The 21695-nt window shown below is 29.1% G+C and carries 23 protein-coding genes; 15 read left to right on the forward strand and 8 right to left on the reverse strand.

Translation table 11 applies throughout. From position 1 onward, the window contains the following. Nucleotides 1-51: 51 nt before the first annotated feature. From JEY78_RS00235 to JEY78_RS00260, 6 genes are all read left to right on the forward strand, one after another. Nucleotides 52-909, forward strand: coding sequence for a YicC/YloC family endoribonuclease (locus JEY78_RS00235; RefSeq protein WP_291845885.1), 858 nt, complete (start codon nucleotides 52-54; stop codon nucleotides 907-909). 11 nt (nucleotides 910-920) lie between these two features. Continuing rightward, entirely contained in the window at nucleotides 921-1493 is a 573-nt protein-coding gene (gene gmk / locus JEY78_RS00240; RefSeq protein ID WP_291845887.1) for a guanylate kinase, read from the forward strand. Further along, nucleotides 1494-2075 carry a nicotinate (nicotinamide) nucleotide adenylyltransferase gene (nadD, locus tag JEY78_RS00245; protein WP_291845889.1) on the forward strand — a complete coding sequence of 194 codons (582 nt, stop codon included), beginning with the start codon at nucleotides 1494-1496 and terminating at the stop codon, nucleotides 2073-2075. It abuts the gene before it with no gap. Nucleotides 2076-2159: 84 nt separating this feature from the next. After that, nucleotides 2160-3029, forward strand: a complete 870-nt coding sequence (locus JEY78_RS00250) for a M23 family metallopeptidase (protein ID WP_291845891.1) — start codon at nucleotides 2160-2162, stop codon at nucleotides 3027-3029. A gap of 3 nt (nucleotides 3030-3032) precedes the next feature. After that, the gene (locus JEY78_RS00255) at nucleotides 3033-4529 is read left to right on the forward strand and encodes a GH3 auxin-responsive promoter family protein (protein ID WP_291845892.1); all 1497 of its coding nucleotides are present in this window, start codon (nucleotides 3033-3035) and stop codon (nucleotides 4527-4529) included. Continuing rightward, nucleotides 4526-5068 (forward strand): MOSC domain-containing protein, encoded by a 543-nt coding sequence (locus JEY78_RS00260; RefSeq protein WP_291845893.1) that lies wholly within the window; start codon nucleotides 4526-4528, stop codon nucleotides 5066-5068. The genes JEY78_RS00255 and JEY78_RS00260 overlap by 4 nt, the downstream gene beginning before the upstream one ends. Nucleotides 5069-5160: 92 nt before the next feature. Here JEY78_RS00260 and mscL read toward each other — a convergent pair whose 3' ends face one another. From mscL to JEY78_RS00275, 3 genes are read right to left on the reverse strand one after another with little or no spacing between them, the layout of a single operon-like run. Further along, complete coding sequence (mscL, locus tag JEY78_RS00265) at nucleotides 5161-5565, reverse strand: large-conductance mechanosensitive channel protein MscL (protein ID WP_291846388.1); 405 nt, start codon at nucleotides 5563-5565, stop codon at nucleotides 5161-5163. Between the two features lie 60 nt (nucleotides 5566-5625). Continuing rightward, nucleotides 5626-6735 carry an alanine racemase gene (gene alr, locus JEY78_RS00270; RefSeq protein WP_291845894.1) on the reverse strand — a complete coding sequence of 370 codons (1110 nt, stop codon included), beginning with the start codon at nucleotides 6733-6735 and terminating at the stop codon, nucleotides 5626-5628. Beyond that, complete coding sequence (locus tag JEY78_RS00275; protein ID WP_291845895.1) at nucleotides 6725-7342, reverse strand: thymidine kinase; 618 nt, start codon at nucleotides 7340-7342, stop codon at nucleotides 6725-6727. Before JEY78_RS00275 ends, alr begins: the two co-directional genes overlap by 11 nt. 176 nt (nucleotides 7343-7518) lie before the next feature. On the opposite strand from JEY78_RS00275, the gene JEY78_RS00280 reads away from it, so the two are divergent. From JEY78_RS00280 to JEY78_RS00300, 5 genes are read left to right on the forward strand one after another with little or no spacing between them, the layout of a single operon-like run. Further along, entirely contained in the window at nucleotides 7519-8280 is a 762-nt protein-coding gene (locus JEY78_RS00280; RefSeq protein ID WP_291845896.1) for a hypothetical protein, read from the forward strand. 10 nt (nucleotides 8281-8290) lie between these two features. Then, nucleotides 8291-8926 carry a hypothetical protein gene (locus JEY78_RS00285; RefSeq protein WP_291845897.1) on the forward strand — a complete coding sequence of 212 codons (636 nt, stop codon included), beginning with the start codon at nucleotides 8291-8293 and terminating at the stop codon, nucleotides 8924-8926. Nucleotides 8927-8944: 18 nt separating this feature from the next. Next, complete coding sequence (locus JEY78_RS00290; RefSeq protein ID WP_291845898.1) at nucleotides 8945-9946, forward strand: DNA adenine methylase; 1002 nt, start codon at nucleotides 8945-8947, stop codon at nucleotides 9944-9946. Beyond that, nucleotides 9943-10545, forward strand: a complete 603-nt coding sequence (locus tag JEY78_RS00295) for a DUF4254 domain-containing protein (RefSeq protein WP_291845899.1) — start codon at nucleotides 9943-9945, stop codon at nucleotides 10543-10545. Before JEY78_RS00290 ends, JEY78_RS00295 begins: the two co-directional genes overlap by 4 nt. A gap of 56 nt (nucleotides 10546-10601) precedes the next feature. Next, nucleotides 10602-10997, forward strand: coding sequence for a DUF4252 domain-containing protein (locus JEY78_RS00300; RefSeq protein WP_291845900.1), 396 nt, complete (start codon nucleotides 10602-10604; stop codon nucleotides 10995-10997). 152 nt (nucleotides 10998-11149) lie between these two features. On the opposite strand, the gene JEY78_RS00305 is transcribed toward JEY78_RS00300, so the two are convergent. After that, the gene (locus JEY78_RS00305; RefSeq protein WP_291845901.1) at nucleotides 11150-12061 is read right to left on the reverse strand and encodes an outer membrane beta-barrel protein; all 912 of its coding nucleotides are present in this window, start codon (nucleotides 12059-12061) and stop codon (nucleotides 11150-11152) included. A gap of 130 nt (nucleotides 12062-12191) precedes the next feature. Continuing rightward, nucleotides 12192-12527: an arsenate reductase family protein gene (locus JEY78_RS00310; protein ID WP_291845902.1), complete on the reverse strand. Its 336-nt coding sequence runs from the start codon at nucleotides 12525-12527 to the stop codon at nucleotides 12192-12194. A 76-nt stretch (nucleotides 12528-12603) separates the two neighbouring features. On the opposite strand from JEY78_RS00310, the gene JEY78_RS00315 reads away from it, so the two are divergent. Continuing rightward, nucleotides 12604-13059, forward strand: a complete 456-nt coding sequence (locus tag JEY78_RS00315) for a DinB family protein (protein WP_291845903.1) — start codon at nucleotides 12604-12606, stop codon at nucleotides 13057-13059. A 5-nt stretch (nucleotides 13060-13064) separates the two neighbouring features. Here the strand turns inward: JEY78_RS00315 and JEY78_RS00320 are convergent, their stop codons facing one another. The 3 genes from JEY78_RS00320 to JEY78_RS00330 all read right to left on the reverse strand — a co-directional run bounded on the left by JEY78_RS00320 (nucleotide 13065) and on the right by JEY78_RS00330 (nucleotide 16299). Continuing rightward, entirely contained in the window at nucleotides 13065-13868 is an 804-nt protein-coding gene (locus JEY78_RS00320) for a glutamate dehydrogenase (protein WP_291845905.1), read from the reverse strand. Nucleotides 13869-13931: 63 nt separating this feature from the next. Continuing rightward, nucleotides 13932-15533: an Ig-like domain-containing protein gene (locus JEY78_RS00325; protein WP_291845906.1), complete on the reverse strand. Its 1602-nt coding sequence runs from the start codon at nucleotides 15531-15533 to the stop codon at nucleotides 13932-13934. Nucleotides 15534-15612: 79 nt separating this feature from the next. Next, entirely contained in the window at nucleotides 15613-16299 is a 687-nt protein-coding gene (locus JEY78_RS00330) for a ComF family protein (protein ID WP_291845907.1), read from the reverse strand. A 184-nt stretch (nucleotides 16300-16483) separates the two neighbouring features. Between JEY78_RS00330 and JEY78_RS00335 the strand changes: the two genes are divergently transcribed. The 3 genes from JEY78_RS00335 to JEY78_RS00345 all read left to right on the forward strand — a co-directional run bounded on the left by JEY78_RS00335 (nucleotide 16484) and on the right by JEY78_RS00345 (nucleotide 21680). Continuing rightward, on the forward strand, nucleotides 16484-17368 hold the full coding sequence (locus JEY78_RS00335) for a hypothetical protein (protein ID WP_291845908.1): 885 nt from the start codon (nucleotides 16484-16486) through the stop codon (nucleotides 17366-17368). A gap of 107 nt (nucleotides 17369-17475) precedes the next feature. Continuing rightward, nucleotides 17476-19017, forward strand: a complete 1542-nt coding sequence (locus tag JEY78_RS00340; protein ID WP_291845909.1) for a glycine--tRNA ligase — start codon at nucleotides 17476-17478, stop codon at nucleotides 19015-19017. Nucleotides 19018-19151: 134 nt separating this feature from the next. Continuing rightward, entirely contained in the window at nucleotides 19152-21680 is a 2529-nt protein-coding gene (locus tag JEY78_RS00345) for a DPP IV N-terminal domain-containing protein (RefSeq protein WP_291845910.1), read from the forward strand. Nucleotides 21681-21695: the final 15 nt, after the last annotated feature.

Consider the following 21695-nt stretch of genomic DNA (forward strand, 5'->3'; position numbering starts at 1 on the left):
AACCGTCACTTTTTAGAAATTGCTTAAATTTGCTCAAATAATCAATTTTACATGATACAATCAATGACCGGATACGGTAAAACCGTGTTACAATTACCTACCAAAAAAATTACGATAGAGTTAAAATCGTTAAACAGTAAAAATTTAGATTTAAATGTTAGAATTCCATCATATTATAGAGAAAAGGAATTAGATATCAGAAAAAATTTAGCAAGTGATTTAGAAAGAGGAAAAATTGATTTCTCTATTTTTATTGAAGGAAATGGAGGAGAGGGGTCATCAAAAATAAATGAAAATGTGGTGAAAGAATATATGAATCAGCTTAGAAATATTGTTGATTCTAATGAGATTGAATTGTTGAAAATGGCGGTTCGATTACCAGATTCTTTAAAAACAGAACGGGAAGAAGTTGATGAGGCTGAATGGCATCAAATTGTTGAAGCTATTGCAGAAACAGTTGTAAAAATAAATAAATACCGATCTGATGAAGGTGAAGTGTTGCGTAACGACTTTATTTTAAGAATTTCAAATATTGAAAATATATTAGAAAAAGTAATTGAAATTGATCCAGAAAGAATTGTTTTAGTGAAAGAAAAATTAAGAAAAGGAATTGCGGAATTAGAAGCTAAAATTGACGAAAATAGATTTGAACAAGAGCTGATTTATTATATTGAAAAATTAGATATTACAGAAGAGAAAGTTCGTTTAAAAAATCATTTGGATTACTTTAAAAAAGAACTAAGTACAAATGATTCTAACGGAAAAAAATTAGCATTTATAACCCAAGAAATTGGAAGAGAAATAAATACCATTGGTTCTAAATCTAATTATGCAGATATGCAAAAATTAGTGGTGCAAATGAAAGATGAATTGGAGAAAATTAAAGAGCAAAGTTTAAACGTTTTATAAAAGTGAAAGGATTGAATACAACAGGAAAATTAATTGTTTTTTCAGCACCTTCGGGTTCTGGTAAAACTACTATTGTTCGTTATTTATTACAACAACCGGAACTTGATTTAGATTTTTCAATTTCTGCAACTTCCAGAGATAGTAGAGGAACTGAAGTTCATGGAGAAGATTACTATTTTATTTCTGCAGCAGCATTTCAAAAGCATATAAAAAATGATGATTTTATTGAATGGGAAGAGGTGTATACCAACAATTATTACGGAACTTTAAAAAAGGAAGTTGAAAGAATCTGGAATTTAGGGAAGCACGTAATTTTTGATATTGATGTTGTTGGCGGATTAAATATTAAAAATAAATTCCCTGAACAAACATTGGCAATTTTTGTACAACCACCTTCAATAGAGGAGATGGAAAAAAGGTTAAGAGGAAGAAAAACCGATAGTGAAGAAAAAATAAAAGAACGCGTTGCAAAAGCCTCTAAAGAACTAAAATTTGCAAAAGATTTTGATGTTATTTTAGTGAATGACGATTTGGAAAAAGCCCAAAAAGAAGCGTTTAAATTGGTTGAAAATTTTATAAAATAAATGAAGGTAGGATTGTTTTTTGGTACTTTTAATCCCATTCACATTGGGCATTTAATTATTGCAAATTATATGGCTGAATTTTCCGATTTAGAGGAAGTTTGGTTTGTAATTACACCGCAAAGTCCATTTAAACAAAAAAAATCTATGTTAAGCAATCATCACAGGTTAGCCATTGCTAATATTGCTGTTGATGACTATCAAAAATTAAAAACTTCAGATATTGAATTTAAATTAGAGCAGCCTAATTATACAGTAAATACTTTAATTCATATTGAAGAAAAATATCCCAATCATCAATTTTGTTTGATAATGGGAGAAGACAATTTAAAAGGATTTCATAAATGGAAAAACTACGAAACAATTCTTCAAAATTATGAATTGTACGTGTATCCTAGAATTTCTGATGGAACTGCAGAAAGTGAATTTTTAAATCACCCAAAAGTGCACAGAGTAGCAGCTCCAATTGTAGAAATTTCATCAACATTTATTAGAAAATCCATTAAAAACAATAAAAATATACAACCAATGTTACCTGAAAAGGTGTGGAGTTATATTGATGAAATGAACTTTTATAAAGCATAACTTTAGCGAAGTTTTAACAGTCGCTCAACTTTCTGTTGAAATTTAATTAACGATATTTCGTTGTATATTTGTTTTAATTAAAATATGGCAAAAAAATCTAAAAATAAAGGACGTTTTCGAAAAAAATTATTTAATAAATACCGTTTGGTAATTTTAAATGAAGAAACTTTTGAAGAAAAATTATCGTTCAAATTAACGCGCTTAAATGTGTTTGTTTTTGGTGGTATGTTTTCTATTTTGTTAATTGTTGGCACGTCTTATTTAATTGCTTTTACAGGATTAAAGGAATACATACCTGGGTTTTCTTCTACTAAATTAAAAAAGGAAGCTACACATTTAGTGTATAAAGTAGATTCGTTACAGCAAGTTTTAGATGTAAATAATTTATACATTTTAAAAGTGAAAGAATTGCTTACAGGTAAAGTTTCTGAAGTAATGTTTGATAGAGATTCTGTAATGCAAACCATTCAATATAATAAGGACAGTATGAATTTAGCTCCAAGTGAGCAAGATTTAGAATTTAGGTCTGAAATTGAAAGAATAGATAGGTTTAGCCTTTTTAATGAAGCCATAAAAGATACCGAAGTTGTATTTTTTGCACCAGTTGTTGGTACTTTAACGGATGGCTATAGTCCAAAAGCAAAACACTTTGCAGTAGATATTGCTGTTGAAACCAACACGCCAGTAAAAGCTATTGCAGATGGAACTGTTATTTTTGCCGAATGGACTGCAACTACTGGTCACGTTATAATTATTGAACATAATAGCGGATTTATTTCCGTGTATAAACACAACACATCACTGACCAAAGAGCAAGGAGATTTTGTGCAATCTGGTGAAGTAATTGCGTCTGCAGGAAGCACCGGAGAGTTAAGTACAGGTCCGCATTTACATTTTGAATTATGGAGTGAAGGTTATCCAGTAAACCCAACCTATTATATTGATTTTGAATAACTAATGAATATTAAATCTATTTTAGCAAAGCCTTTTGCAAAACAAGTTTCATCAAAAGTTTATAAGCAAAGTAAAAATGCTATTGAAGTGCAACAGAAGGTTTTTAAAAAATTAATTAAACAAGCCAAAAACACCGAGTTTGGAAAAGATCATCATTTTTCTGAAATTAAAACATATGATGATTATAAAAAGCACGTTCCAATAGCAGATTATGAAGATCTGAAACCATATATTGAAAAAGTAATTGATGGTAAAGAAGATATTTTGTGGAAAGGAAAACCTTTATATTTTGCAAAAACTTCAGGAACAACTTCAGGAACAAAATATATTCCGCTGACTAAAGAATCTATGCCAACACACATTGAATCTGCAAAAAATGCACTTTTAATGTATATTAATGAAACCAAAAAGGTCGATTTTTTAGAAGGAAAAGTTATTTTCCTACAAGGAAGTCCTGAGTTAAAAAAGAAGAACGGAATTAATATTGGGCGTCTTTCAGGAATTTCTGCACATTATGTTCCAAGTTATTTAACTAAAAATAGATTGCCAAGTTGGAAAACCAATTGTATTGAAGATTGGGAAACCAAAGTTGAAGCAATAATTGATGAAACTATTAATGAAAATATGACCTTAATTGGAGGGATTCCTTCTTGGGTACAAATGTATTTTGAACGAATTGTGGCCCGAACAGGTAAAAAAGTTGGTGAAGTTTTTCCAAACTTTAATTTGTTTGTGTATGGAGGCGTAAACTATGAACCATACAGAAATAAATTTGAAAATTTAATTGGAAGAAAAGTGGATGCTATTGAATTATACCCAGCTTCTGAAGGATTTATTGCCTACCAGGATTCTCAAACAGAAGAAGGAATGTTGTTGGCAATTAACAACGGAATTTTTTATGAATTTATTCCTGCTGAAGAATTTTTTGACGAAAACCCAACAAGAATTTCATTGAAAGATGTAAAAATAGATGTTAATTATGTTATTATTTTAAGCACAAATGCAGGTCTTTGGGGTTATAATATTGGAGATACTGTTAAGTTTGTTTCTCTTAATCCACCAAGAATTGTAGTTTCTGGTAGAATTAAACATTTTATTTCTGCTTTTGGTGAACACGTTATTGGAAAAGAGGTTGAAGATGCTATTAATAGTCAAACTATAGATACTTTAATTTCAGTGAATGAATTTACTGTAGCGCCACAAATTTCACCAGAAAATGGTTTACCATATCATGAGTGGTTTATAGAGTTTGGAAAAAAGCCTGATAATTTAGAGGACTTCGCTAAAAAAGTAGATCAATCATTGCAAGAAAAAAATAGTTATTATTACGATCTAATTGTAGGAAAAGTGCTTCGTCCACTTAAAATTACCTTAATTGAAACAGGTGGATTTAATAATTATATGAAATCTGTTGGGAAGTTAGGCGGACAAAATAAAGTACCACGATTGGCAAACGATAGAAAAATTGCAGATGAACTATTAAAATTTGAGGAAAAATGAAAGTAATTTCAGTAAACTTAGGAGAAAAAAAGGAAGTAAATTACAAAGGAAAAATTATTGAAACAGGGATTTTTAAATTTCCAGTAAATCAATCTATTTTTTTAGGAGAAGAAGATGTTATTGGCGATGCTGTTATAGATAGAAAATATCACGGAGGAATTGACCAGGCTGTATATGGTTATTCTGAAAATCATTATAAATATTGGAAAGAATTATATCCAAATTTAGAGTGGCAATATGGTATGTTTGGTGAAAATTTGACCATTTCAAATTTAGAAGAAACAGAAATTTGTGTTGGCGATACTTATAAATTAGGTGAAGTTATTTTAGAAGTTACAAAACCGCGCGAACCTTGTTATAAATTAGGATTGCGTTTTGATACTCAAAAAGTTGTAAAGCAATTTTGGAATTCTACAAAATGTGGCGTTTATTTTAAAGTATTGCAAACTGGAAAAGTAAATATAGGTGATGAAATGGTTTTAATAAAAAAAGCAATAAATACGCCAACAATAGCGGAAGTTTATGAGACTAAAAAGTAAATAATACTGCCATTTTTAAACGTAGTAAAACAAAAAAGGTTCGCAATTGCGAACCTTTTTATATAGTAAAGAAAGTTTGGCTAAATTCTTTATTATTTTTTAGCTAATAAATCTCTAATTTCAACTAATAAATCTTCTTGTGAAGGTCCTTTTGGTGCTACTGGAGCAGGTACTTCTTTCTTTTTAGTTTTATTTATAGCTTTTATCATCATAAACATTACAAATGCCACAATAATAAAATCGATAAGGTTTGTTAAAAATTCACCGTATAATACAGCAACTTCACCAGTTACTGCTCCGGCTTCATCCATAACCCCTTCATTAATTACATATTTTAATTCTTTAAAGTCTGATTTAAAAATTAGACCAACAAGTGGAGAAACTATCCCACCTGTAAATGAAGAAACAATTTTGTTAAAGGCAGCACCCATAACAAAACCTACTGCAATGTCAACAAGGTTTCCCTTCATTGCAAAATCTTTAAATTCTTTTAACATTCCCATTTAATTGTTGTTTTTAGTTAATAGGGCTAATTTAATAAAAAATATATAATTGAGTTAACATTTCTTTAACACTCTTTTTACGCGTTGAGAAATAGCGGTAAGTAATTCATAGGGAATTGTGTTTGTGCTCTTTGATAAATCTTCTATATGTTGCTGATCTTTGTAAATAATAACTTCATCTCCTTCATGGCAAGGTATTCCTGTAATATTTACCATAATTACATCCATACACACGTTGCCAATAATGGGTGCTTTTTGGTTGTTTATATAAACAAACCCAACACCTTTTCCAAATTGTCTTGAAATTCCATCGGCGTGACCAATTGGTATTGTCGCTGTTTTTGTGGTTGATGTTGCAATGTATGATCTGTTATAACCTAAACTTTCTCCTTTTTCAATTGTATGAATTTGAGAAATTACTGATTTTAAAGTAAGTACATTTTTTAGTTTTGAAGTTTCATTTTTGTCATTTCCAAAACCATACAATCCTATTCCTAAACGCACCATTTCAAACTGAGCTTCTTCCGCGTAATTTATGATTCCAGAAGTATTTAGCATATGTTTAAAAGGAACATTTTTTAATTGTGGAATTAATTCATCAGCAATTGCTTTAAAATCATTTATTTGTTGAATGGTAAAAGCGCGTTCGTTTAAATCTTCACTGGCAGCAATATGAGAAAATATTGATTTTATATAAACTTCATCCTGATTATTAATTAACGTAACAATTTCTGAAATATCTTTTTTATTAAAACCGAGCCTGTTTAAACCGGTATTAAATTTTAAATGAATTGGAATATGTCCTAATTTTTCGGCATTTACAATTTCTAACAAAGATTTTAATATTCCAACAGAATACATATTTGCTTCCAAATTGTACTCAATAATTTTTAGAATATTGCTTTTTTGTGGATGTAAAACTAAGATTGGAGTTTTTACACCGGCGTTTCTAAGTGCAATTCCTTCATCTGTATAAGCAACGGCAAAACAATCAACTTTAGGTTCTAAATATTTTGCAATGTTTTGGGCATCACTGCCGTAACCAAAAGCTTTTACAACAACTAAAACTTTAGTGCTTTTTTTTAGTTTAGATTTAAAGTAGTTTAAGTTGAAATCTATAGCGTTTAAATCTATTTCAAGAGTTGTAACATGGCTATTTTCCATTGTTATTTTGTTGGGCTTTTTTTATTTTTTCTTCTTGAATGGCTTTGTAATAAGCGCCTCTACTTAAAGGTTCATATTCTTGAGTTTCACCTAATAAAACCAATTCTTCACTTGCAGCAGTTCTATGGCTGTAATGCGCTAAATTTCCCGTTCTGGTACAAACAGCATGCACTTTTGTAACGTATTCTGCTGTTGCCATAAGGGCTGGCATGGGTCCAAAAGGATTTCCTTTAAAATCCATATCTAAACCAGCAACAATAACTCTAATACCTCTGTTGGCTAAATCGTTACAAACTGCAACTATCTGATCATCAAAAAATTGCGCTTCATCAATACCTACAACATCACAATCACTAGCTAAAATTCTAATATTTGCAGAGGAAGGAACTGGTGTAGATCTAATTTCGTTGGCATCATGTGAAACTACTTTTTCATCATCATACCGCACATCAATAGCAGGTTTAAAAATTTCTACTTTTTGTTTGGCAAACTGGGCGCGTTTTAATCTACGGATTAGTTCTTCTGTTTTACCAGAAAACATAGAGCCGCAAATAACTTCTATCCAGCCAAATTGTTCGGTATGATTTACTGTATTTTCAAGAAACATTTTGTAAATTCACGCTTGAAAGGTTATTGTAATTTTTTAGTTTTAAAATAAATGATAAAAAAATAGTGATTATTTTTTTACATTCGTTATAAATTAATTCAAACTGAAAATTCAATTTTGAATCATACAAATTTAGATAAAAAATATTCATCAAAAATCATTTAACAAATCAACTTATGCACAAAAAATTGGAAGCTGAATTAGTGAGTCTGGCACACAGCATTTTAAAAATGGAAAATAAAGATGATGTTCAAGTTTTGCATAAAAAAGCGCAAGAAATTTATGAAAAATTATCAGTTTTAAAATTTGTTGATGAATTTTTGGGTGTTAAACCGGAGGAGGTTGAAACAAAAAATGAAGTGATTATTGAGGAAAAAACCAAAATAATTGAAGAAATTGTTGAAAAAGAGCTTGAAATAGCGGTTGAATTAGAAGAAAGTGAAGGCGATGAAATTATTTTTGAACCTGAACAAAAAGAGATGATTTCTGAAGAAAAAATGGAAGAACTATTTGAAACTAAAAGCATTTCAGTAAAAGATGATGAGCAAGAGTTACCTTCTTTACAAATTTCATTGGAAGAAGAGTTTAAAGACGCAATTTCTGCCGATGTTGCTACCAATTTATTTGAAAAAGTAACAAAAGAAAGCCCTGCTATAGAAAAACCAGTTGCTGATACGGCAAAAAAACGTTCGTTAAATGATGCGTTGTTTACTAGTAATATTCAGGTTGGATTGAATGATAGAATTGCTTTTGTAAAATATTTATTTGATGGCAGTCAGGAAGATTTTAATAGAGTGTTATCGCAACTAAATTCATTTACAGAAATGGAAGAAGCAATTTCATTTTTAAATGATTTTGTAAAACCGGATTATGACTGGAAAAGTAAAGAGGAGTTGGAAAACAGATTAATTAATTTAATAGAACGTAAATTTTTATAAAATTACATGAATGAATTTTGAATTGCTAGAAAAAGAATTAAAAAAAAGATTAAAATTTGATTACAATTGGGGGAGAAAACAAACTAATAAGTTTGATGTTGAGACCAATTTTATTTATAAAATAAGCTCGTTTGAAGCGGTTTTAAAAGAAATAGACATCAATTTTAAAAATAATTTAAAGTATGCCGACCTTAAAAATTACGCATTGAACAGATGGTTTAATTTTTGGTCTGCAAAAGGTGTTGAAGCTATTTTTTGTGAACATAAAAACGTAAAACCTCACTCAAATTCAAAAGATAAATTTGTTGATTTTTTTATTGATGAAATTCCTTTCGATCATAAAACCACCGTATTTCCCGCTAGCTTTAAAAAATCGATTCCGTATGCTATTGAACATAAAAGAGAATTGATTGAATGGTTGTACAAAAACCAAAGTCAACAACAACGAAAGCACCTAAAAAACAGATTATTTGTTGTTTTAATAGATTTTAACCAACAAAATGAACATTGGAAATTAAAAGCGGAGATTTTATGGCTGCAAAAAATTATTTCAACATATTTAAGTACTTTTACGGAAGATAAATTAGAGTCTTTTTATTTTCAAAATAATATTGTAAAATCTGATATTATTTGGGCAATAAAATAAAATTAAAAACCATTACTATTGAATTATATAGGTTCTAAACATAAACTTTCTTCGTTTTTAAAAAAGTCCATATTAAGTGTAGTTGGCAGTAACATTTCGAATCTTGTTTTTTGCGATTTATTTGCAGGAACAGGAATTGTTGGGAGAAATTTTAAACCAATTGTAAAGCAAGTAATTTCTAATGATGTGGAGTTTTATAGCTATGTGTTGAATAGAAATTATATTGGAAATTCAGAAAAATTAGAAATGGAGGATAGGTTAGCTTTTTTAAATAATTTAGAAGGAAAGAAAGGATTTATTTTTCAAAATTATTGTGAAAACGGATTGCAAAATAGGTTGTATTTTTCAGCTGAAAACGGACGAAAAATTGATGCCATTCGAAAACAAATTGAACAATGGAAAACCTCCAAGGAAGTTTCTGATGACGAATATTTTTTCTTGCTAGCGTCGCTTATTGAAAGTGCCGATAAAGTGGCAAATACAGCTTCGGTTTATGGTGCCTATTTAAAAAAAATAAAAAAATCTGCCCAAAAAAACTTGTTGTTAATCCCAGCAAATTTTGATGTTACCAAAAATTCACACAAAGTTTTTAATGAAGATAGCAATACTCTAATACAAAATATAAAAGGAGATATTTTGTATTTAGACCCGCCATACAACGCACGTCAATATGGTTCTAATTATCATTTATTGAATACCATTGCAAAGTACGATGAGTTTCAACCACAAGGAAAAACGGGATTACGAAATTATTACAGATCGTCTTATTGCAAAAAAAATGAAGTCAAAAATTCTTTCGAAGAGTTAATTAAAAATGCTAACTTTACCTACGTTTTTTTAAGTTATAATAATGAAGGTTTAATGACTGAAGATGAGGTTTGTACAATAATGAAAAAGTACGGAAAATACAGTTTAAAAACCACCAATTATCAGCGCTTTAAAGCCGATAAAACTGAAAATAGAAATCATAAAGCAACTGCAACAGTTGAATATTTACACATTTTAGAAAAATTAGTATGAGTGCAGAACAATACAACAAACTTTTTGATGAAGTTATAAAAAAATACCACGTTATTGATAGCGTAGATCAGCCATTTGAAAACCCTTTTAATAAAAATTCATTTGAACATTTATTATATAGAAAAAACTGGATAGATACTGTTCAATGGCATTACGAAGATATTATTCGGTTACCAAATATTGATCCAGTTGAAGCAATTGTTTTAAAACGTAAAATTGATGCTTCAAACCAAGATAGAACGGATATGGTTGAGTTTATTGACAGTTACTTTTTAAATAAATTTAAAGATGTAAAAGTTAAAGATGGTGCTAAAATAAATTCTGAAACTCCCGCTTGGGCAATTGATAGGTTATCAATTTTGGCTTTAAAAATTTATCATATGAATGAAGAAGCAACCAGAGAAAGTGCTTCGGAAGAACATAGAGCAAAATGTCAAGAAAAATTGAATGTTTTATTAGAACAACGTGTAGATTTATCTACAGCTATTGATGATTTATTAAATGATTTTTCTACCGGTGAAAAGTTTATGAAAGTATATAAGCAAATGAAAATGTATAACGATGAGGATACCAACCCAATGTTATATGCTAAAAAATAGTAAAACTTAGCGTTACAAAAAAGGTGTTTATTCGTCATAGAATAAACACCTTTTTTATGAAAAATAGTTTCCTAATTTTAGTAACAGTAGTATTGCTAACTTCTTGCGCTTCAAAATCGTCTTTTAATTCTTTTTATGCAGAACATAAAAATGAATGTGATTTTTCAATAAGCACTCCTGCTTTTTTTGCTAATTTATTTATTCCAAAAGATGATGTTGAAGAATATAAAGATTTGTTTAAAAAAGTAAAACATTATAAAGTAATGATTTTTGAAAACGAAAAAACGTCGCTTGATAAGCAGTTTGATAAATTTATGAAACGAAAAAATTACGCTTCTATATTTAGAGTTAATAGTGATGGTGATCAAGTTCAATTGTATTTTTTAGAGAGCAAAAACACTATTAAAGAAGTTGTTCTAAAAAAAAAAGCGATGAAGATTTTATGGTATTAGGCTTAAAAACAAATTTGTCGGAAAAAGATTTTAATCATCTTTTAGAAAAATCTTCGGTTAAAATTACAAGTAATTAACGTTTTAAAATAAAAAAAATGCGGTTTGAAATTTAATTTCAAACCGCATTTTTTTTTATGAATTATTTTACTTTTTTATTTTTTTGAAAAAGTATAAGTAATACCAACGTTAAGTCCGAATGATGAATAAGGAGCAACTGATGATAATGATTTTGAAGGATCATTATTTGGTTGAGGTAAAGAATCTTCATAAGTAACTTTGCTTGGAGCTGCTATAGTTCCAAAAATTGGGTGATTTAGAGGTGCATCTCCTAAATTCCAAGTCATTGAAGGAATTGCAGGAACCGCATTTGGACCAATTGCACCAGCAGGAAGTGCAGGTGTTGCTGGTGTTGTGATTGTTAATTCCGCAAATTCAGAATAATCTCTAGTAACATTAATTCCTAAATATTCTAATTCTGCAAAAATACCCCAATTCCCTCCAAGGTCATGTTTGTATCCAAAAGCAGCAGTAAATCCTAAAGGAGGTCTTCCGTGGTAATCATTTATACCTTCTGTCATAATTGGAGCTACACCAAAAGCGCTTAAAGGTGTTACTGTAGACCTTGTAAATTCAGCCTCAGTTTTTCCGCCAAGTTTAGTTACCATCCCAATTTTACCATATAAATTATCATTAAAATTGTAAATTAATGAAGCAGTTAAGCCATAAGCTCTTGCATGGGCACTACCGTCAGTAAATTCTTTAATAGATCCACTATCATTTGTTAAATACGAAGAAATATTTTGATCTGCTCCATGTAAATATGCAAAACCTAACTCTGCGCCAAACATTTCATTAAACATTTTACCAACGCGTAATTGAGCAGTCATTCCCTCTCCGTAACTACCGTAGTGATTAGTAGCTGTAGTTTGACTATCATTTAAAGAAGTTCCAGTAAGTATTCCTGCACTAGAAATTGAATATCCACCACTAGCACTTACATAAAATTGTGCACTTGCACTTGTTGCTATAATAAAAGCAACCAATAATAATAAATGTTTTTTCATAATTAGTTTAATTGTTTAGTAAGTCGGAAATATAGTTTTTAAAAAAAGCAATTCAAATGATAAATGTTACATTTAAAATAAATTATCATATTTGTTTGAAAACCTAAATAATAGTGCTTTTTATTTAAAATTATTTAGAAAAACTGATTCTTTTTTTAGTATTTCCAATTAAAACCTCCTTTTCATTAATTACTACAGGGCGCTTTAAAAAGGTGTATTCGTCTAAAATTAATTGACGATAATCATTTTCAGTTAAAATTTGACTTTTTAAATCCATTTGCTTGTACTTTTTTGCCATTTTACTGAATAATACTTCATAGCTCTTTGTTAGCGCATATAATTCATCTAGCTGCTTTACGGTTATAGGTTCTGTTTTAATTTCTTGCAAAATATATTCAGAAGTATTCATTTCTTTTAAAATTCTTCTGCAAGTGTCGCACGTTTTTAAGTAATAAATTTTTTTCATTAGTTTTTAGATATTGACAAGGTAAATTTAAGTTGTTTTAGTTTAAATTTGAAGACTTTAAAATAAATTTAAGAAAATGAATAAAAATTTTGAAACTTTAAAAAAATCTAGAATTCTGATATTGAAAGTTATTGAAAGTCTATCTATAGATCAGTTAAATAGTATTCCTAAAGGATTTAATAATAATATTGCTTGGAATATTGCACACTTAGTGGTAACACAGCAATTACTATGTTATAAATTAGCTGGTTTAAAGTGTTTGATTTCTGAGGAGATGATTACTAATTTTCAAAAAGGAACAGCTCCAACATATACAATTTCTGAAGCTGAATTTAAAGAAATTAAAGCGCTGTTTTTAGAGTTACCAGAGAAATTAATAGCAGATTATGAGAAAGGAATATTCACCAATTATAATGAATATACAACAAGTGTAGCTATTACTTTAAGAAATATAAATGACGCATTAACTTTTAATTTATTACACGAAGGAATTCATTTAGGAATAATTCTTCAGCTAAAAAAGTTTGTTTAAAAATTTTAATTTAAGTAATAGATATAGCCAACATGTACCCACAATAACCAGTCGTTATATTTATTTGCAGGGTCTGGTCTTGAGTTAAGTCCATCAACGTAATTTGAAAAAAAGTATTGCCAGCGAGATTCTATTAAAATATCTGAGTATTCACCTAATTTATGCCGTGTTCCAACACCTAAAGTTGCTGACATTGTAATTCCGGCAGTATCGCGCGCTGCTGCTGGGTCAATATTTGGATCCCATTTTGGATATAAAATACCTGGATCTCTCCAATCTCCTAAATCAGAAGAAATTGTTGGGTTGTAAAAATCTACATATAAACCAGCACTAAGATATGGAGACCATTTTAAATCAGGAATTCTGCGCGAACCAAAATCTACAATATCTACCCAATGAAACTCAAGTTGCGTTCCTAAATTAATAATACTTGCTTTTCCGTGATGTGCTCTTAATTTATCTGCTTCAGGAGTTGTTCTATAATCTTGTACCCATTCTCCAAAATGATCAAGTTTAGCGGACATATACGATAATTCTCCTCGAAGTCTAAAATGATGTACAAAATAGCTAGATCTTTCGTTCCAACGATATCTATAATCAGTAAAGTTTAAATAATAGATTAACCCAAATCCAGCACCAATATTACCACCTACGTTACTTTTAAAATAATTTCGCTCTCCATAATCCGTAGTAAATGAAGCTGACCCAGTAATAAAACCGATTTCATGGCTACTGTTGTCTTGAGCAAAACTGCTAAATGCATTTATGCAAATTAAAAGAAGGACTATATGATAGTGTTTTTTATTCATTGAGGTTTTAATATTTCAAATGTAATAAATTCTTTTTGAAGTTTTCTTATAAATTAAATCCACTTAATTAATATCAAATGTTTCGTTTAATTCATAATTGGCTCTTAACTCTATTATTTTGTCAAAAAACTGGACTATTTCGGGCTGTTTTTTATTTAAAAAATTTCCTGTATCCCAAACGCCATTATTATTTTCATCTAAAGTTACCCTAATCATATAATTTCCAGGTAATAGTAGTTCAAAATTTATAATTTGAGGGTTGCTTATTTTTGCTATTCGTATAATTTGTTCTTTTTCATTTAATAACTCAACAATTAACGGTATATTTTTCGGATTGTTAAATGATAAAGCTATAGTTCCGTAATCTTCAAGTGTTTTTGTTTTTAATTTATACGAAATGCTATCATTTGAAATTTGATAAATATCTGTAATTGTTTTTGGTAATATTTCAAAAGTATACTCTGTATTTACTTCCTTTTCAAAATTTAGGTATAATTTATTTTTTGATTTTGCTAAAATTGGTGTAAAAGGAACAATTGTTGAATCTTTTTTAGATATTTTAATTAATGAAGGGTCAAAGTTTATGATTGGAGTATTAGTAGTTATGTAAAACGTATCAATTAAATGTAAAATACCGTTTGAATTTGGAGTAACTTTTAATGAATCTATTTTTGAGCTTCTAAGCTTTAAGGTAAAGTTTTCAGCGTAATCTCCTTTTGAAACTTTAAAATTTAATGAATCAGCCTCAATTGTTGAAAACCAATAATTTAATGTGTCTTTATTTTTTTCGTAAATTATTTCCGATTTAAAATCTTCTGGTGTTTGGGAAAGTAAATCTATAATTAAATCGTTGGCATTTCCTGCAAAACCAAAAATTGCATGGCCTTTATTTACTTCTTTTGGTTTAATAACTTTTAGTTTTGGAACTTCTTTAAAAATAGTAAAATCATAATTTTTATCTGTTGGTAGTGTAACAGTATCTCCAATAAAACCAATTTTATCAATTTCAGGATTGTAAATTTTATTGCTATTTGCATCTTGTAAGGCAATTAATAAATATTTGCCTTCACGTATGTTTGTTATTTCAAAAAGTGTTGAATCTAAAGTGTTTGCAATATATCTTGGCTTTTGTTTGTAAATAATTGAGTCAGTATATTTATCGTTATATTCGTATAACATAACATCAATATTTGTTAAAGATTTTTTTATTAACGGATTAGTTACTTTTCCTGATAGTTTTAATGAATCTATAAATGTTCCTGTAGAAAAAACATATTTAAAATTTTGAAATTTATTTTCTTCATTGTTATCTACAATACTATTTCCAAAATTAAAGGAGTAGGTGGTGTTTGCTTCTAGCGTATCTAAAATTTTAATTGTTATAAATTTACTAGCAGTTCCGGCTGGTGTAATTATTGGGTCGTATTGTTGAGGTGGAGATATTACTAAATTTTTTTTAGCATCTTTAATTTTTATATATTCATCAAAATATAATTTTATTTTTTTTTCTTTAAAATTAACGGTTTCTAATTTTGGTATTGCATTAACTAAAATAGGCGGAATAGAGTCTTTTGGGCCACCGGTTGGAGTGCCTCTTTTAGCACAGCTAAAAAATGCAGTATATAAGAATATAACTAAAAGTAACTTTAAAAATGCTGCTCTCATGTATTTTTTTGAATGCAAAATAACAATTAATTTATTTAAAAAACGTATTAAACAAGCTACTATTGTGTTTTTTAATATATTATTTGGTGTAAGCCATGCTTGCAATACTAATTTTAATATTACTAAAATTATTTAATGCTAAATAGCATGCTTCAAGTGTAGCGCCAGTAGTTATAATATCATCAATAAGAAGTATGTGCTTATTGGCTAAAGAAAGTTTCTCTTCCACATAAAATAGTTCTTGAACATTTTTCCATCGGTCTAATCGTAAAAGTTTTGTTTGTGAATTTATAGCTGTTTTCTTTTTAAGCACATTTTCGTAGAATGGTATATTTAATGTTTTAGATAAGCTATTTCCAAAGGTTGACACTTGATTATAACCTCTTTTTTTTTGTTTTTTAGAATGTAATGGAACGGGAATTATGCAATCTATATTTTTAAACCTATTACTTTTTAACATTTCTTCTCCCAACCAACTTCCAATAAAACCACCTACTTGTTGTTGGCCATTATATTTTAATTCGTGAATTAGCTGTTGAGTTTTTCCCTTTTTCAGAAAATAAAATAGCGCGGTGCCTTTTTCAATAGGAATTCTCCCATAAAATGTTTTTTCAATTTGATTTGGTGTTTCAAAACTAAAATTAGTTAAGGGTAAATCATTTCTGCAAAATAGGCAAATGAATGCTTCATTTGTGGTTAAGTGATTTTTACAGCAAAGACAAATGTCTGGATAAAAAACATTAAAAATGTCTTTTAAAAGTTTCATAGTATTTTTTTATAAATATAATTATTTTTTTGATATGAAAAAGTGGATATAATTATGAATTTAACAATTAAAACCTTATATTTAAGTTTTCTTAGTCAAATATACTCCCTCAAATAATTTATGGTGATTTATATACTTAATTCACGTAATTTTGCGTTATACATACAAATTTAATATATAGAAAATGGAAGAATCTAAAAATTCAAATAATAAGATATTAATAATTGCTTTAGGGCTTTTATTAGTAGGTGTAGTAGCTTATACAATTTATAATAATAGTCAAAATAAAATGTATAAAGATGCAATTGAAGCTGAGAAAAATGAAATTGCAACTAATTTAGATAGTATGATTGTAAAGTATGAAGATGCTATATCAAAAAATACTTCAATGTCTAATGAATTATCACTAGAAAGAGATAGAATTATTATGTTACGTGATTCTGTTAAAAATATGAAAGTGATAAATCATGAAATGTTAAAGAGATTTAGAAATCAAATTTTTAAATTGGAAGAAACTAATAAGCAACTTTTTCAAAAAAATGGAATTTTAATTAGTGAGAATAGAATTTTAACTAGTAATTTAGATAGTGTTAATGTGGTTGTTTCTAATCAAATGGCTAAAAATGATACGCTTACATTTGTAAATCAAGGATTAAGTGAAAAAGTAAAAATTGGATCTATTCTAAAAGTAAATTCAACCAAGATTTTAGCAATGAGAGAGCGTACAGGAGGTAAGTTGGTTGAAACATCAAGATCTAGAAATACAGATGCTTTTAGAGTTAATTTTACCATCGGAAAAAATGAAATTTCTGAACAAGGTGAACGTAATGTTTATATACAAATAGTTGATTTAAAAGGAAATACAATTTCTAGAAAAGGTCAATTAACATTATTTGATAACACAAGTATTGATTACAGTGATAAAACTATTGTTAATTATTTAAATGAACCAATTGATATTATTTCATTGGTTGAGGTAAATAGAGATAATATAAAAGATGGTGTTTATACTGTAAATGTATTTATTGAAAATAAATTTGCTGGAGCCTCTCAAATTACATTAAAGTAAAAAAAGGAACTCCAAATTAATATTGTTTAATGTTAACTAGTGGAAATAGTTTAGGCTATTTCCACTTTTTTATTTTTTTGTACTAAAACCTTTATTATTTTTGCACAATGGCAAATCAAGAAGATCAATTTAAAAAAGTAGTTTCACATGCAAAGGAATACGGATTTGTATTTCAGTCTAGTGAAATTTACGATGGTTTGAGCGCAGTATATGACTATGCTCAAAATGGAGTAGAATTAAAGAAAAATATTAGAGATTACTGGTGGAAAGCAATGGTGCAAATGCACGAAAATATTGTTGGTTTAGATGCCGCAATATTTATGCATCCAACAACATGGAAAGCTTCAGGTCACGTAGATGCTTTTAATGATCCTTTAATTGACAATAAAGATTCTAAAAAAAGATATAGAGCAGATGTTCTTATTGAAGATTACGTTGGTAAATTAGATGCTAAAATTGAAAAAGAAGTTGAAAAAGCAGCAAAACGTTTTGGAGAATCTTTTGATAAAGATCAGTTTTTAGCTACAAACCCAAGAGTTGTTGGATACAAAGAGCAAGGTGATGCAATTTTAAAGCGTATGGGACAATCTTTAGAAAAAGAAGATTTAGCAGACGTAAAAGCATTAATTGAAGAATTGGAGATTGCGTGTCCGTTATCAGGTTCAAGAAATTGGACAGATGTAAAGCAATTTAACCTAATGTTTGGAACAAAATTAGGTGCTTCTGCAGATACAGCAATGGATTTATATTTACGTCCAGAAACTGCCCAAGGTATTTTTGTAAACTTTTTAAATGTGCAAAAAACAGGAAGAATGAAAATTCCTTTTGGAATTGCGCAAACTGGAAAAGCTTTTAGAAATGAAATTGTTGCGCGTCAGTTTATTTTCCGTATGCGTGAATTTGAACAAATGGAAATGCAATTTTTTGTACGTCCTGGCACTCAAAAAGAATGGTATGAAAGTTGGAAAGAAACCCGATTAAAATGGCACTTGTCTTTAGGGATGGGCGCTGAAAATTATCGTTTTCATGACCATGAAAAATTAGCACATTATGCAGATGCAGCGGCAGATATTGAATTTAAATTTCCGTTTGGATTCAAAGAATTAGAAGGAATCCACTCTCGTACGGATTTCGATTTATCTAGTCACGAAAAATTCTCAGGGAAAAAATTACAATATTTTGATCCGGAAATAAATGAGCGTTATATTCCATACGTAGTTGAAACTTCTATTGGTTTAGATAGAATGTTTTTAGCCGTTTTTTCTAACGCTTTACAAGAAGAGGAATTGGATAATAACACAACCCGAACAGTGTTAAAATTGCCAGCAGTTTTAGCACCAACAAAAGCAGCCATTTTACCATTGGTTAAAAAAGATGGTTTGCCAGAAGTTGCTAAAAAAATTGTTGAAGACTTAAAATGGGACTTTAATGTTGATTATGATGAGAAAGATGCTGTTGGAAGACGTTACAGAAGACAAGACGCAGTTGGAACTCCTTTTTGTATTACGGTAGATCACGATACTTTAAATGATAACACCGTTACAATTAGACATAGAGATTCTATGGAGCAACAACGTGTTAAAATTGAAGATTTACGCGAGATTATTAAAAAAGAAGTAGATGTAAAAACGTGGTTAATGAAAATGTAACCTAACAATTATAAAAACAAAAAAGCTGAGAAATTTCTCAGCTTTTTTGTTTTGTAGAAATAAAACTGATTTAAATGTTTGAAATGTTATTCAAATTAAGGAAATTTAACTTTTTAACAAACCAAGCTTATAATATGAAAATTAAAACAATAATATTCCTTTTTTTTATAGGAACTTGTTTCTCATTCGCACAAAATAAAACTGTTGAAATAGAAAACAGTAAACAGCCAAAACCCAATTACAGATTAGCTTCAAAGTTCTCATCAGAGAATATTTCAAAACTAGTACATTCCACAAGTGTAAATCCACACTGGTTAAAAAATGGAAATAGATTTTGGTATCAATACAAAACAACTAAAGGATCTAATTATTATCTAGTTGATGCAGATAGAAAATCGAAAATACAATTATTTGATAATGTAAAAATGGCGAAGTGGCTAACGGAAATTACTAAAGATCCATATGATGCCCAACACTTACCTAAATTTGATTTTAAATTTGTTAAAAATGAAACAGCCATAAGGTTTAGAATTACAGCAACAGAAGAAGTTGAAGCTATTGATGATGAAAAAGAGGCCGCTTCAAAAAAGGACTCTATAAATGAAAAATCTTCAAAAAAGGGAAAGCCTAAAATGGAGAAAAAAGTGTATCATTTAGAGTATAAATTAGGAGATTCTAAACTAACAATAATTGATAATAAAAAGGAAGATGAAAAAATAAAACGATGGGCAAATATTGCTCCTGATAGTTCTATTGTGCTTTTTTCTAAAAATTTCAATTTGTATTGGATGGACAAAGATAATTTTTTGAAAGCTGTTAAAGATGATAAAGATTCTACTATTGTTGAAAATCAATGGACAAAAGATGGTGTTAAAGATTATGGATATGGAGGTAATTATTATGGTGAAAATAATGAATCAATAGAGGAGAAGAAAGATGATAGAAAAGGTGTTTGGGGAGTTTGGTCTCATGATTCAAAAAAGTTTGTTTTTCAGAAATCTGATGAAAGAATGTTGAAAGATTTATGGGTGATTAATTCCGTTTCAAAAAAAAGACCAACATTAGAAACTTATAAATATCATATGCCTGGTGAACAAGAATTTTCAAAAGATGAATTATTAATTTTTGATATTCCTTCAAAGGAAATTGTAAAAGTTCAATTAGATACTGTAAAACAACAAAGCGTTTCGGTTTACAGAGCTCCAAGAAAAAAATCTTCATATGATGATGATTTTTCACCTTCATTATTACTATCAAAAAAGGGAAAAATTTATTTTAATACAATTAGCAGAGATAGAAAAAAGCTAGATATATGTGTTGCAGATATTACAACAGGTGAAGTAACAGTTTTAATTGAAGAACGTTTTAACACTTATATTGAAGACAGACCATTAGTTTTATTGAACAATGAACAGGAAATGTTACATTGGGCGGAAAGAGATGGCTGGGCACATTTTTATTTATATGATACAAAAGGGAATTTAAAGCAACAGGTTACAGACGGGCCATTTCATGTTGATAATTTTGAAGGTTTGGATGAAAGTGAGCGCGTTTTATACTTTACAGCAAATGGCGTAAATACTGGAATTGACCCATATTATTCTCATTTATATAGAATTAATTTAAACGGTACTGGAATGCGAAGTATTAATGCTGGAGATTTTAATACAGATATTAGTTTAGCTGATTCTAACAAATATTTTGTTCATAATTATTCAAGAGTTAATACTGTTCCAAAATCTGAATTAAGATCAAATTCAGGGACATTAATTTTAAGTTTAGAAGAAGCAGATTTATCGCAATTAATGGCAACGGGTTATAAATTCCCAGAAACATTTGTAATGAAAGCCGATGATGGGATAACTGATATTTATGGAGTGATGTACAAGCCTTATGATTTTGATTCAACAAAAGTGTATCCTTTAATTCAGTATGTATATCCTGGGCCTCAAACAGAATCAGTAAGTAAATCTTTTTCGGTTAGTATGGATAGAACAGATAGAATGGCGCAAGTTGGTTTTATTGTGGTTAGTTTGGGAAATAGAGGTGGGCATCCAGATCGTTCGAAATGGTACCATAATTATGGTTATGGAAATTTGAGAGATTATGGTTTAGCAGATAAAAAATATGTAGCCGAACAGTTGGCTGATAAGTATTCTTTTATTGATATTCATAAAGTTGGAATTTTTGGACATTCTGGCGGTGGATTTATGTCTACAGCAGCAATGTTAGTATATCCAGATTTTTTTAAGGTAGCGGTATCTTCAGCAGGAAATCATGATAATACCATATATAATAGTTGGTGGAGTGAAACACATCATGGAGTTCAAGAGGAAAAAGATGCTGATGGAAAAATTTCTTACAAATATGATATTGATAAAAACCAAGAGTTGGCAGTTAATTTAAAAGGAAAATTAATGTTAGTTACTGGTGATGTAGATAATAATGTAAATCCAGGAGCAACAATTAGAATGGTAAACGCTTTAATTAAAGCAAATAAACGTTTTGATTTTATGATAATGCCTGGGCAACGCCATGGATTTGGAGATATGAATGAATATTTCTTTTGGTTAAAAGCAGATTATTTCAGCAAATATTTATTAGGTGTAGAAAATACCGATGTTGATATGCTTGAAATGAATAGAGATAAGCCTAGGGGTTAAAGAAATAAATGCTGG

The organism is Lutibacter sp., assembly GCF_016342705.1.
Classification (GTDB): domain Bacteria; phylum Bacteroidota; class Bacteroidia; order Flavobacteriales; family Flavobacteriaceae; genus Lutibacter.